Genomic DNA, 12,484 nt, shown 5'->3' on the forward strand with positions numbered 1-12,484 from the left:
GAAGACTGGGGAAGCTCAGCGCGGATCACCCTACGACACGCACCGCCGCGGCAGCCGTTGCGCGTGGGCGTGCCACGAGGCCATGCTGGGTCGATGCGGCGGACCGTCACGAGGACCATCGTCGGAAGGGTGGTCGGCAGGGTCGTCGCGCTGGTGACCCTCGGTGCGCTCGTCGGAGCCGTCGTGGCACCGACGACCGCGGGGCGGGCGGACGCGGCCCCGGGGCCCGTGACGCGGGAGCACCTGCTCACCCGGGCCGACGTCGAGTCGGTCCACCCCGAGACCCGCGACCCGCTGCGGATCGTGCTGCGCTCGCCCGTCTTCGCCCCACGCGGGTGCGAGGACCAGGCGCAGGTCGTGCGCGGCAGCAGCGTGATCCTGGCCAGCTTCTCCCCCAGCGTCCGGCGCCGCTCCCTGTCGATGGTCGACCACCACGTCGTCCGCTTCTCCTCCGTCGGGCAGGCGCGCTCCCTCGTGCAGCGCTACCGGCACTTCAGCAGGAGGTGTGTCGGCGACGTCGACACCGACGACGGCGAGGGCGGCGCCGTACGCCTCAAGTACCGCGCCTGGTTCCCGCCGCGGGTCGGTCAGGAGTCCGCCGGGATGCTCGTCGGCTGGTTCTCCCGCGGGTCCGCCGACTGGCGGCGGGTGCTGGTGAGCCGGGTCGGGCGGACGGTGTCCGTGCTCGACGTCAGCTTCACCGACGTCCGCCCGCCGAGGTCCGGGGTGCTTGAGCTGGGCGAGATCGCGGTCGACCGCCTCGGCTGACGGTCCGACGGGTGCGCTCCTAGAGGTCGCGCTTCATCTGCTGGGCCGTCACGCCGTAGCCGAGCGAGTCGTAGAGCCGGATGGCCGTCGTGTTGTGGCCGAAGACGTTGAGCCCGATGGTGGTGGCCCCGAGGTCCCGCGACGCCTCGTGGAGGGCCTCCATCAGGGCGCGGCCGAGGCCCTCGCCGCGGCGCCCCGCGACGACCTCGACGTCGTAGATCCACGCGGAGACGCCGGCCGCCCGCCGGCGCACCTCGATCCACCCGACGCCGACGGCGTCGCCCGTGTCGCCGTCGAGCGCGGTCCACAGGTGCATCCCCGGGCTCGACAGTCCGTCCGGCAGCAGCTCGGCGAGCTGGACCGCGGCCCGCTTGGCGGCGGCGTCCGCGTCGAGCTGGCCGGAGGCCGCCATCTCCGCGGCGTACTCGTGCTCGGACCGCTCGCGGTAGGCGGCGTACTCCTCCGGGGTCATCGGCCGCAACCGGATACGCTCAGCCACGACCGAGCACCTCCCGCAGCGCGGCGAGCACCAGCAGCACGGTGTCGGGCCGGGCGTTGCGGCCCATCAGGCCGATCCGCCACACGCTCGCGGCGTACGCGCCGGCGCCGGCGCCGATCTCGATGCCGTGGCGCTCGAGGAGCTCGCGCCGCACGGCGGCGGAGTCCACGCCGTCGGGCACCCTCACTGTGGTGAGCTGCGGCAGCCGGCTGCCCTCGGCCGCGAACAGCTCGAGCCCCATGTCCTCGAGCCCCGCCTGCAGGGCCTCGCCGGCGGCCCGGTGGCGGGCCCAGACGGCGTCGAGCCCCTCGTCGAGGACGCGCGCGAGACCGGCGTGGAGGCTGGCGACCATCGCCGTGGGGGCCGTGTGGTGGTAGGTCCGCTGACCGCCCTGGACCCCGGCCTCACCGACGTAGCCGCCGAGCATGCCCAGGTCGAGGTACCACGACCTCGGCTTCTCGACCCGGCGCTCGAAGGCCCGCTCGCCGATGGTGAACGGCGCGAGCCCGGGCGCGACGCCGAGGCACTTCTGGGTGCCGGCGTAGGCGACGTCGACGCCCCAGTCGTCGGCACGCACCTCGATGCCGCCGATCGACGTCACGGCGTCCACCAGCAGCAGGGCTTCGCTGCCCTGCGCCCGGAGCGCCGCTCCGAGCGCGGCGATGTCGGAGCGGACACCGGTCGAGGTCTCCGCGTGCACCGCGGCCACGATGGCCGGCGCGGGATGCGCGGCCAGCACCCGGTCGACGTCGACCGGGTGACCCCACTCGTGCTCCACCGCGACGACCTCCGCGCCGCAGCGGGCGGCCACGTCGGTCATCCGCTGCCCGAACAGGCCGTTGACCGCCACCACCACCACGTCACCGGGATGGACGGTGTTGACGAAGGCCGCCTCCATGCCGGCCGAGCCGGTGGCGCTGAGCGGGAGCGTGCGCGTGTTGGTCGTGCCCCACACCGTGCGCAGCATCTCGCAGGTGTCGTCCATGATCCGGAGGAACTCCGGGTCGAGGTGGCCGAGCAACGGCTGGGCGAGGGCGCTGGTCGCCTCGGGATAGGGGTTCGAGGGACCGGGACCGAGGAGGTGGCGCTCGCGGATCATGGGACCGAACCTAGCCAACCGGTCGCGCTCAGAGCACCGCACCGGGGTTGAGGATGCCGTCGGGGTCGAGGGCGTCCTTGATGCGCCGCGTCAGCGCCATCACGTCGTCGCCGAGCATCTCCGGCAGCGCGACCTTCTTGGTCCGGCCCACGCCGTGCTCGCCGGTGATCGTGCCGCCGAGCCGGATCGCCGCGCGCAGCACGTCGTCGAAGGCGGCGCGGGCGCGACGCTCGGAGTCGGCGTCACCGGCGGTGTAGACGATGATCGGATGGGTGTTGCCGTCGCCCGCGTGGGCGACCGTCGGGATCTCCACGCCGTGGCGCACGCCGATCTCCGTCACGGCCGCGAGCAGGTCCGGCAGCAGCGGCACGGCCACCCCGACGTCCTCCAGCAGCAGCGCGCCGCGGGCCTCGACCGCCGGGAACGCCGCACGCCGCGCCGCGACGAACATCTCGCCCTCCGCCGGGTCGTCGGTGACGACGACCTCGGTGGCGCCGGCGGCCGTGCACGCCGCCTCGACGGCCACGACCTCCGCCGTACGGGCGTCGCCGGGGGCGTCGGACTGCACGACGAGGAGGGCGCCGGCCCGCCGGTCGAGCCCGCGTGGCGAGAAGTCCTCGACGGCGTTGATGGAGGCCCGGTCCATCAGCTCCATCATCGACGGGCGCAGTGTCCGGCGTACGGCGACGACGGCCGCGGCCGCGGCCACGACCGAGGGGAAGGACGCCACGAGCGTCGCCGGGGGCAGCGGCAGCGGGACCAGTCGCAGGATCGCCCGGGTGACGATCCCGAGCGTCCCCTCGGAGCCGACGAAGAGCTTGACGAGGGACAGGCCGGCCACGTCCTTGATCCGCTTGCCGCCCAGGGTCACCAGCGTGCCGTCGGCGAGCACGACGTCGAGGCCGAGGACGTAGTCGGTCGTCACGCCGTACTTGACGCAGCACAGCCCGCCGGCGTTGGTGGCGACGTTGCCGCCGATGGAGCAGATCTCGAAGGACGACGGGTCGGGCGGGTACCACAGGCCGTGCTCGCGGACCGCCGCCTTGACCTCGGCGTTGAGGGCACCCGGCTCCACCACCGCCACCTGGCAGTCGGCGTCGACCTCGATCGCGCGCATCCGCTCCAGGCTCAGCACGATGCCGCCGTCGACGGCGCTCGCGCCACCGGACAGCCCGGACCCGGCGCCGCGCGGGACCACCGGGACGCCGTGCGTCGCGGCCCACCGCACGGCGGTCTGCACCTGCGCGGCGTCCTCGGCGCGCACCACCGCCACGGGCGTGCCCGCGGCGGTGTCCCGCGCCCAGTCGAAGCGGTATCCGGCGACGGTGGCGGGGTCCGTGGCGACCACGCCGGCCGGCAGCGAGGCCACGAGGTCGGCGAGGGCTTCCACCCGGCCATCGTGGCACGGACGGGGCCCTATGCTCCCGGGCATGGACGACACCGCCGCCGCCATCGTCGCCACCCGGCGCCAGCACATCCTCGACGGCACGGACGTCACGCAGGGCCGCAGCCTGGAGATCGGCCCCCTGGCCACCCCGATCCTCACCCGCGACATGGGCGACGTCCGCTACGTCGACGTGGTCGACCTGGCGGGGCTGCGGGAGCACTACGGCACCGACGCCACCGTGGTGACCGAGGACATCGTGGAGGTCGACTTCTGGCTGACCCGCGAGGACGGCAGCGTCAGCACCCTCGCCGACGCGGTGGCCCCCGACGGTCCCTACCACCACGTGGTGGCCAGCCACGTGATCGAGCACGTCCCCGACATGGTGCGCTGGCTCCAGGACGTCGCCGACGTGCTCGTCGACGGCGGGTCGCTGCTGCTCGCCGTGCCCGACCGGCGCTTCTGCTTCGACGCGCTGCGCTCGCCGGCGACGGTCGGGCAGGTGCTGCAGGCACACCACGACGGCGACCGGATCCCCTCGGTGCGCGCCGTCTACGACTACGCCCGCACCTCGGTCGAGTTCCCCACCGCGGCCGCCTGGGCCGGCGCATGGCCGCCCGAGCAGCGCACCGCGCCGCTCGATCGCGCCCGGACGATGGTGGCCCAGCAGCAGCAGGGGCTCTACGTCGACTGCCACGTCTGGCCGACCAGCCCCGTCGGGCTCGCCGACCTCCTCGCCGACCTCGTCGAGCTCGGCCTCGTCGACTTCGGGGTGGAGCGCGTCACCGCGACGCAGCGCGGGCACCACGAGTTCTACGTGACCCTGCGCCGCTTCCACCGCGGCCGCGACCGGCACGTCCAGGCCGCCGAGGCGGTCGCCGCGCTGGCCGGCCTGCGCGCCGACCTCCCCGACGAGGACCGCACGTGGCCGCACCAGGTCCGCGAGGCGGAGCTGCTCGAGCAGCAGCAGGTGCTCGAGCGCCGGCTGGCGCGGGCGGAGGCACGGCTCGCCACGGCCACGGCGGCCCGCGACCGGGCCCGCGAGCAGCGCGACCGCGCCCGCAGAGACCGCCGGCGAGCGCGGGCGCGTGCCCGTGAGCTCGCCGCGCTCGTGGAGCCGCAGCGGACCCGGCCCGCCGTACGCCTCGTCGGCGGCGTGCGCCGCCGGCTGGGCCGGCTACGCCCCGGGCGCGGCTGACCCGGGCGCCGCTGACTCGGGTGCCGACTCGGGTCCCGACTCGGTTGCAGGCTCGGCCGCCCGCGCTGCCACGACCTCGTCGTTGTGCGCGATCTGGGCGAGCGAGCGCCACACCAGCGCCAGGGTGACCCCCGAGCCGACGAAGGCGAACCACCACGGCGCGGTCAGCCCCCAGACATCGGCGATGAGCCCGCCGAGGAGCGAGCCGACGAGCATCCCGCCCATCACGCAGATCATGTAGACCGAGCCGACCCGGCCCTGCAGCTCGCTGGGGACCGCGCGCTGGCGCACGGACTGCGAGAGCGTGCCCCACACGAACGCGTACGCCCCGAAGAAGAACAGGAGCAGGTACGCCGCCCACGGCGAGGTCGTGAGGGCCATCGCCAGGTGGAAGAGCACCTCGGCGAGCAGCACCGCCCGCATGAGCGTGGCGAGCGGGACGCGCTTCTCGAGGCGCCCGTAGGCGAACGTCGCGAGGAGCCCGCCGAGGGCGGAGGCGGTGATGAGCAGCCCGAACCCGGCCTCGTCGATGCCCACGCGCTCAAGCGCCCAGAGCACGAGCACCGACCACGGCGCCGCCCAGGTGACGTTGAAGACGACGATGATGACGGCGAGCGTGCGGACCGGCGGGTTGCCCATCAACCACCGCACCCCGTCGGCGATGTCCTGGCGGACGTGGGTGTCGAGGTCGGCGCGGACGGGGCCGGGTGGCGTGCCGATCCGGGACACGAGCACGACGCCGACCGCGATGCACACCACCGTGACGGCGAACGGCCACACCATCCCGACCGTGAAGAGCACGGCGCCGACGGCGGGGCCGACGAGCTGGTTGCCGGTGATCATCCCGGCCATGAGCCGGGAGTTCGCGATGCCGAGGTCCCGCTTCTCGACGAGCATCGGTGTGAGCGTGCCGGCGGTGGCGTCGACGAACACCTCGGCCGTCCCGAGCGCCAGCATGGCGCCGAGGACGATCGCGATGTTGACGTGCCCGGTCGCCACGACGACGCACAGCCCGGCGAGGACCACCGCCCGCGCGGCGTTGGCGGCCATGATGACGCGGCGCCGGTCGAGGCGGTCGGCCATCGCGCCGGCGAAGAGGCCGAAGAACAGCCACGGGGCCTGCAGCGCGATCATCGCCGCGGAGACGAGGACCGGGCTGCGGGTCTGGGAGGCCACGAGCAGCGGGCCCGCCGCGATGAGGATCCCGTCGCCCAGGTTGGTCACCCACGACGACCCGACGAGCCAGCGGAACCCGCTGCCGAGACGCGTCGGGAAGATCGTCTCGACGAGGGCGCTCACAAGCACCGGACCCTACGTGGCGCGCCGGCGCCGACGCACCGGGATATCAGGCGGGCTGCAGGTCCTCCACGGTGAGCTCCTGCTCGCGCGCGGCCGCCGCGAGGCGGTCGTTGTCGGCCTGGAGCCTCAGGACGAGGGCCTCGAGGTCGGCGACGCGGCGCCGGAGACGGCGGTTCTGCACGGCGAGGACGGCGGTGCTCCGCACGTCGTTGTCGATGTGACCCATCAGCGCCTTGGCCATGGGGAGCCTTTCGGGACAAGGTCCGGACACGAGCGGCTGGCCACGGGGACCGGCCGTCTCCAAGAGTCCCACCGCGCGACGGGCGGGTCAACGCCTCAGGGGCGGGGACGGGCCCGCGGCGGGCGCTGGCAGGTGGGGCAGAAGAACGACGACCGGTTCATGAAGGCGACGCGGCGGATGGGCGTGCCGCACCTGCGGCACGGCTGGCCCTCCTGGCCGTAGGCGTCGAGGGACCGGTCGAAGTAGCCCGACTCGCCGTTGACGTTGACGTAGAGCGCGTCGAACGACGTGCCGCCCTGGGCGAGCGCCTCGCCCATGACGGCGCGGACGTGGCCGAGCAGCTCGCGCAGCACCGGCCCGGTGAGCCGGTCGCCGGGGCGCTCGCCGTGCAGCCGGGCGCGCCACAGCGCCTCGTCGGCGTAGATGTTGCCCACCCCGGAGATGAGGCCCTGGTCGAGGAGCAGCCGCTTGACCGCGGACGTACGCCGGCGGGCGCGGCGCACGAACTCCTCGTCGTCGAAGTCGGGGTCGATCGGGTCGCGGGCGATGTGCACGATCTCGGTCGGCAGCCCGGCGCCGCCGTCGGAGACGACGAGGCCGCCGAACATGCGCTGGTCGACGAAGCGCATCTCGAGGGGCCGTGCCTCGGAGGCGCCCTCGGCCGGGGTGAGGAGGAACCGCACCCGCAGGTGCCGCTCGTCGGGTGCGCCGGGCTCGTGCAGCAGCATCTGCCCGCTCATGCCGAGGTGGCCGAGCAGGGCGTCGCCGATCGACTGCCCCGGCTGCGGCGCCAGGGCGAGCCAGAAGTACTTGCCGCGACGGCGCACGGCCGTGATCCGCTGGCCGACCAGCGCGGCGACGAAGCCGGTGGAGCCGCGGTGGTCGCGGCGCACGGGTCGCGGGTGCAGCACCTCGACGGCCGCGATGGTGCTGCCGACGACGTGGCGCTCGAGGCCGGCGCGGACGACCTCGACCTCGGGGAGCTCGGGCACGGCTCAGGCGTCGGTGCCCACGGGAGCCGCCTCGGGCTCGACCGCGGTGCCGTCGGCGTGGGCGGCGTGGGCGGTCCGGATCTCCCGGTAGGCCGTCTCGGCGGCGCCCTGCTCGGCCTCCTTCTTGGAGCGGCCCTTGCCGTTGCCGAGGACGAGGTCGCCGACGCGGACCCGCGCGACGAAGGTCTTCATGTGGTCGGGGCCGTCGTCCTCGATGAGGTACTCCGGCACGCCGAGGCCGAGGTCGGCCGACAGCTCCTGCAGGGAGGTCTTCCAGTCGAGGCCGGCGCCCATCGAGGCGGCTGCCTCCATCACCGGGTCGAACAGCCGGTGGACCACCTTGGCGGCCTCGTCCATGCCGCCGCTGAGGTGGATCGCGCCGATGACCGCCTCGACGGTGTCGGACAGGATCGAGGCCTTGTCGCGACCGCCGGTCGTCTCCTCGCCCCGGCCGAGCTTGATGTGCCGGCCGAGGTCGATCTCGCGCGCCACGTCGGCCAGGGCGCGCGCGTTGACGACCGCCGCGCGCAGCTTGGCCAGCCGGCCCTCGGAGAAGTCCGGGTGGGTGGTGTAGAGCGTCTCGGTGACCACCACCCCGAGCACCGAGTCGCCGAGGAACTCCAGGCGCTCGTTGGTGGGGATCTGCCCGTTCTCGTAGGCGTACGAGCGGTGCGTCAGGGCACGCTGCAGCAGCTCGGGATCCAGGACCGGATCACCGAGCGCTGCGCGGAGCTCGTCGGTGGTCAGAGGACCTGGCGACGGTCGGCCCGGGCGCCGTACTGGCCGCACTGGCCGCACGCGCGGTGCGGGAGGTGCTTGGCGCCGCAGGCGGGGTTGGCGCAGGTCACGAGGGTCGGCGCGACGGCCTTCCACTGCGAACGGCGGTGACGCGTGTTGCTGCGCGACATCTTCCGCTTCGGAACAGCCATGGTGTGTCTCCTGTTGCTTCGGCTTGCTGGTCAGCCGGGGATTCCCGGTGAGTGGTCAGTCCTGGTCGTGCGAGTCCTGCTGCAGCCCCTGCAGCCCTGCCCACCGCGGGTCGATCGGCGCGTCGTGCGCGTGGTCGGGGTCGTCCGCGAGCCGCGCACCGCACTCGGTGCACAACCCGGGGCAATCGTCCATGCACAGCGGCTGGAACGGTAGTGCGAGCACCACCGCGTCCCGCAGCAGGGGCTCGAGGTCGAGCAGGTCGTCCTCGAGCAGGCTGGTCTCGTCGTCGAGGTCACGGTCGTCGTGCTCCGTGGCCTTGTCGTGCTGGTCGGGGTAGACGTACAGCTCCTGCAGCCGGGCGTGGATCTCGTCCTTGATCGGCTCCAGGCACCGCACGCACTCCCCCTCGAGCGTGGCCGTGGCCGTGCCCGTGAGCAGCACGCCCTCCATGACCGCCTCCAGCCGCAGGTCGAGCTCGACCGGCGATCCTTCGGGGACACCGAGGACTTCGATGCCAAGTTCTGCTGGTGCCGGAACGGTCAGCTCGAGCTCCCGCTGGGACCCCGGGCGGCGGCCGAGCTCGCGAGTATCGAGCACGAGCGGCGCCCTCGGGTCCAGGCTGGTCACGACGAACTCCCACATCTGGACACCAACACAACCTCGGAATCGTATCGGTCGCCCCACCGGCGGGGCAAAACGAGTGGCGGGTGGGGCGGCCCGGGCCTCAGCCGCGGCGCTCGGCGAGACGGCGTACGAGCTGCTCGCGGACCGGCTCGGGCAGCAGCCCGCGTACGTCTCCACCGAGGCCGGCGACCTCCTTGACGAGGCTCGAGGAGACGAACGCGTTGCCCACGGCGGTGGGCAGGAACACCGTCTCCACCCCGGTCAGGTGCGAGTTCATCTGGGCCATCGGGAGCTCGTACTCGTAGTCGCCGGGGCCGCGCAGGCCCTTGACGATCGCGACGGCGTCGAGCTCGCGGCAGAAGTCGACGATCAGGCCCTCGAAGCCGGCCACCCGGACGTTGGCCATCCCGGCCGTGGCCTCCTCGAGCATGGCGATGCGCTCGTCGGGGGTGAAGAGCCGGTTCTTGGACATGTTGGTGCCGATGGCGACGACCACCTCGTCGAACAGCCCGGCGGCCCGGGCGACGATGTCGAGGTGGCCGTGGGTCACCGGGTCGAAGGACCCGGGGCAGACGGCGCGACGCACGCGGACTCCCTTCGAGCGGAGGCTCCAGGACGGGTGCGGTGGAGGCTGGCCGTCAGGGTGCCGGGGTGGCGTAACCGTACCAAAGCGCGGTCTCGCCGTAGCGCTTCGTACGGTCGCCCTCGATGCCGTCGGGCCAGGTGACCGCGCTGCGCTTGGCGGCGCGCTCGACGACCACGAGCGCACCGGGCACGAGCCAGCCGTGGGCGACGAGCGCGACCAGGTCGGCGCGGACGTCGCCGTCGGGCATCGGGTAGGGAGGGTCGGAGAACACCACGTCGTAGGGAGCGGCGGGCGAGCTGGCGAGGAAGGTCGACACGCCCGCGGCCACCACGCGGGCCCGGCCGAAGCCGAGGGTCGTGGCGTTGCGGCTGATCAGCGCTGCCGTGCGCCGGTCCTGCTCGACCATGGTGACCACGCCGGCCCCGCGCGACCACGCCTCGAGGCCGACCGCGCCGGAGCCGGCGTAGAGGTCGAGGAAGCGCAGCCCGTCGAGGGACCCGGTGCGCGACTCGACGGCCGAGAACAGGGCCTCGCGCACCCGGTCGCTCGTCGGGCGGGTCGTCTGGCCGCGCGGCGTCTCCAGCCGGCGGCCGCCCGCCGTTCCCCCGATGATCCGAGTCATGTCGTCGCGATCAGCCCTTCTCCATGAATCCCGACGCCGCCGAGCGCTCGACCTCGGCGACGGCGTCGGCGAGCTCGGGCGCCTGCGCCAGCGCAGGGTCTTCGGAGAGTAGCGCCTCCGCTGCCTCCCGGGCACGCACGATGGTCTTCTCGTCGCGCAGCACCCGCAGCGTCACCAGCCCGGACCGGAAGCCGGACTGGCTCGCCCCGAGCACGTCGCCCTCGCGGCGCTGCTCGAGGTCGACGCGGCTCAGCTCGAAGCCGTCGGTGGTCGACGCGACGGCGTCGAGCCGGTCGCGCGCCGGCGACCCGAGCTCGGCGTGGGAGACGAGCAGGCACAGGCCCGGGAGCCCGCCCCGGCCGACGCGGCCGCGGAGCTGGTGCAGCTGGGAGACACCGAACCGGTCGGCGTCGAGGAGCACCATCATGGTGGCGTTGTGCACGTCGACGCCGACCTCGATGACGGTCGTGGAGACCAGCACGTCGACGTCGCCGGCCGCGAAGGCGCGCATGGTGCGGTCCTTCTCGTCGGGCGCGAGCCGGCCGTGCAGGACGGCGGTGCGCAGTCCGCGGAGCGGTCCGGCCGCCAGCTCCTCGTGGACGTCCTCCACCGCGGCCAGCGACCGCTTGGGCGGCGCGATCTCGGCGCCCTCCTCGTCGAGGTCGACCTGGTCGGTCTCCCCCTCCTCCCCGGAGTCGCCGGAGATCCGCGGGCACACGACGTAGACCTGGTGGCCCTTCTCGACCTCCTCGCGGACGCGCTGCCACACCCGCTCGATCCAGCTCGGCTGGTCCGCGAGGGGCACGACGTTGGTCTGGATCGGCGCGCGGCCGGCGGGGAGCTCGGCGAGGACGGACGTCTCGAGGTCGCCGAAGACCGTCATCGCGACCGTGCGCGGGATCGGGGTCGCGGTCATCACCAGCACGTGGGGCGGCGTGCCGGCCTTGTCGGTGAGCGCGGCCCGCTGCTCCACGCCGAAGCGGTGCTGCTCGTCGACGACCACGAGCCCGAGGTCGGCGAACTCGACGCGGTCCTCGAGCAGCGCGTGGGTGCCGATCACGATCCCGGCCTCGCCGGTGACGATCCGCAGCATCGCCTCCTGGCGGGCCGCCCGGCCCATCGAGCCGGTGAGCAGGACGACCGAGGTGGCCTCGGCCGCCCCGCCGAGCATGCCGCCCTGGGCGAGGTCGCCGAGCATGGCCGAGATCGAGCGGTGGTGCTGCTGCGCGAGGACCTCCGTGGGCGCGAGCAGCGCCGCCTGCCCGCCCGAGTCCACGACCTGCAGCATCGCGCGCAGCGCGACGAGCGTCTTGCCGGAGCCGACCTCACCCTGCAGCAGGCGGTTCATCGGGTGGTCGCGGGCGAGCTCCTCGGCGACCAGCTCGCCGATCTCGCGCTGGCCGCCGGTGAGCTCGAACGGCAGCCGCTCGTCGAACGCCGCCAGGAGCCCGCCGGGACGACCGGCGCGGGACCGGGCGCCCTGGGCCCGGTGGGCGGCGCGCCGCCGGGCGAGGGTCAGCTGGAGGACCAGCGCCTCCTCGAACCGGAACCGCTTCTGGGCCGCGCCGAGCTGGCTCCACTCGTCGGGGGCGTGGATCCACCGCAGCGCCTGCATCACGCCGAGGAGCTCGTAGCGCTCGCGCAGCTCGGGGGTGAAGACGTCGGGGACCCCGGTGACGAGGTCGAGGGCGGCCGCCACGACCTTCTGCAGGTCCCAGGAGTAGAGCTTGGCGGTGAGCGGGTAGACCGGCATCAGCTTGCTCATCGAGGCGGCCTCGGCGCCGTCGAGCGCGAAGCCGTGGGGCTGGTCGAGCTGCCAGCTGCCGCGGAACTGCTTGGCCTTGCCGGTGAAGACCGCCCTGCTGCCGGGGCGGAACTCGGCCTCGTGGCGGTCCGCCAGGCCCTGGTAGGGGCTGAACAGGGTGACGGAGAAGTCGGGCCCGTCGGTGCGCAGCCGCACCGTCGTACGGAACTGGCGCCGGTTGCCGCCGAAGAACGAGGCGCTCTCGCAGGACCGCACCTCGCCGACGATCGTCAGCTGCTCCCCGACGACCGGCGTGGCGACCTCGGAGAGCTCGGTGGCGGCGACGTAGCGGCGCGGGAAGTGGCGCAGCAGGTCGCCCACCGTGGCCAGGCCGAGGCCCTCCTCGGCGAGCTTGCGCTTCTTGTGGTGGGAGCCGAACACCGCTTGGATCGGGCTGTCAGGCGTGATCGCGACCATGGAGGAATCCTGCCGGAGGGG

General features: G+C 73.9%; 14 protein-coding genes. 2 read left to right on the plus strand and 12 right to left on the minus strand.

Features of this window, described 5'->3' with window-relative positions; translation table 11 throughout:
* The first annotated feature begins 93 nt into the window (after nucleotides 1-93).
* Complete coding sequence (locus SHK17_RS14050; protein ID WP_322919628.1) at nucleotides 94-768, plus strand: hypothetical protein; 675 nt, start codon at nucleotides 94-96, stop codon at nucleotides 766-768.
* A gap of 19 nt (nucleotides 769-787) precedes the next feature.
* Here the strand turns inward: SHK17_RS14050 and SHK17_RS14055 are convergent, their stop codons facing one another.
* Genes SHK17_RS14055 through SHK17_RS14065 form a run of 3 tightly spaced genes read right to left on the minus strand, consistent with a single transcriptional unit; the run spans nucleotide 788 to nucleotide 3,756 of the window.
* On the minus strand, nucleotides 788-1,267 hold the full coding sequence (locus tag SHK17_RS14055; protein WP_322919629.1) for a GNAT family N-acetyltransferase: 480 nt from the start codon (nucleotides 1,265-1,267) through the stop codon (nucleotides 788-790).
* Nucleotides 1,260-2,366, minus strand: coding sequence for a pyridoxal-phosphate-dependent aminotransferase family protein (locus tag SHK17_RS14060; RefSeq protein ID WP_322919630.1), 1,107 nt, complete (start codon nucleotides 2,364-2,366; stop codon nucleotides 1,260-1,262). Before SHK17_RS14060 ends, SHK17_RS14055 begins: the two co-directional genes overlap by 8 nt.
* A 28-nt stretch (nucleotides 2,367-2,394) precedes the next feature.
* Nucleotides 2,395-3,756, minus strand: a complete 1,362-nt coding sequence (locus tag SHK17_RS14065) for an FAD-binding oxidoreductase (RefSeq protein WP_322919631.1) — start codon at nucleotides 3,754-3,756, stop codon at nucleotides 2,395-2,397.
* A gap of 40 nt (nucleotides 3,757-3,796) precedes the next feature.
* Between SHK17_RS14065 and SHK17_RS14070 the strand changes: the two genes are divergently transcribed.
* Nucleotides 3,797-4,948 (plus strand): methyltransferase domain-containing protein, encoded by a 1,152-nt coding sequence (locus SHK17_RS14070; protein WP_322919632.1) that lies wholly within the window; start codon nucleotides 3,797-3,799, stop codon nucleotides 4,946-4,948.
* Here SHK17_RS14070 and SHK17_RS14075 read toward each other — a convergent pair.
* From SHK17_RS14075 to SHK17_RS14115, 9 genes are all read right to left on the minus strand, one after another.
* Nucleotides 4,928-6,247, minus strand: coding sequence for an MFS transporter (locus tag SHK17_RS14075; RefSeq protein ID WP_322919633.1), 1,320 nt, complete (start codon nucleotides 6,245-6,247; stop codon nucleotides 4,928-4,930). The two genes, SHK17_RS14070 and SHK17_RS14075, sit on opposite strands and share 21 nt — an antisense overlap.
* A gap of 46 nt (nucleotides 6,248-6,293) precedes the next feature.
* A complete protein-coding gene (locus tag SHK17_RS14080) occupies nucleotides 6,294-6,488 on the minus strand; it encodes a hypothetical protein (protein WP_172264722.1) in 195 nt (64 codons plus the stop codon).
* Between the two features lie 95 nt (nucleotides 6,489-6,583).
* Nucleotides 6,584-7,480, minus strand: coding sequence for a bifunctional DNA-formamidopyrimidine glycosylase/DNA-(apurinic or apyrimidinic site) lyase (gene mutM / locus SHK17_RS14085; protein ID WP_322425575.1), 897 nt, complete (start codon nucleotides 7,478-7,480; stop codon nucleotides 6,584-6,586).
* Between the two features lie 3 nt (nucleotides 7,481-7,483).
* Nucleotides 7,484-8,269 (minus strand): ribonuclease III, encoded by a 786-nt coding sequence (gene rnc / locus SHK17_RS14090; protein ID WP_172264728.1) that lies wholly within the window; start codon nucleotides 8,267-8,269, stop codon nucleotides 7,484-7,486.
* On the minus strand, nucleotides 8,224-8,409 hold the full coding sequence (gene rpmF / locus SHK17_RS14095) for a 50S ribosomal protein L32 (RefSeq protein WP_056906555.1): 186 nt from the start codon (nucleotides 8,407-8,409) through the stop codon (nucleotides 8,224-8,226). Before rpmF ends, rnc begins: the two co-directional genes overlap by 46 nt.
* 55 nt (nucleotides 8,410-8,464) lie before the next feature.
* Nucleotides 8,465-9,037 carry a YceD family protein gene (locus SHK17_RS14100; protein ID WP_322425576.1) on the minus strand — a complete coding sequence of 191 codons (573 nt, stop codon included), beginning with the start codon at nucleotides 9,035-9,037 and terminating at the stop codon, nucleotides 8,465-8,467.
* Between the two features lie 97 nt (nucleotides 9,038-9,134).
* A complete protein-coding gene (coaD, locus tag SHK17_RS14105; protein WP_322425577.1) occupies nucleotides 9,135-9,620 on the minus strand; it encodes a pantetheine-phosphate adenylyltransferase in 486 nt (161 codons plus the stop codon).
* Nucleotides 9,621-9,672: 52 nt separating this feature from the next.
* Nucleotides 9,673-10,242, minus strand: coding sequence for a 16S rRNA (guanine(966)-N(2))-methyltransferase RsmD (gene rsmD, locus SHK17_RS14110; RefSeq protein ID WP_322919634.1), 570 nt, complete (start codon nucleotides 10,240-10,242; stop codon nucleotides 9,673-9,675).
* A 10-nt stretch (nucleotides 10,243-10,252) separates the two neighbouring features.
* Nucleotides 10,253-12,463, minus strand: a complete 2,211-nt coding sequence (locus SHK17_RS14115; protein WP_322919635.1) for an ATP-dependent DNA helicase RecG — start codon at nucleotides 12,461-12,463, stop codon at nucleotides 10,253-10,255.
* Nucleotides 12,464-12,484 lie beyond the last annotated feature (21 nt).

This window comes from Nocardioides renjunii (assembly GCF_034661175.1).
GTDB classification, from domain to species: Bacteria; Actinomycetota; Actinomycetes; order Propionibacteriales; family Nocardioidaceae; genus Nocardioides; species Nocardioides renjunii.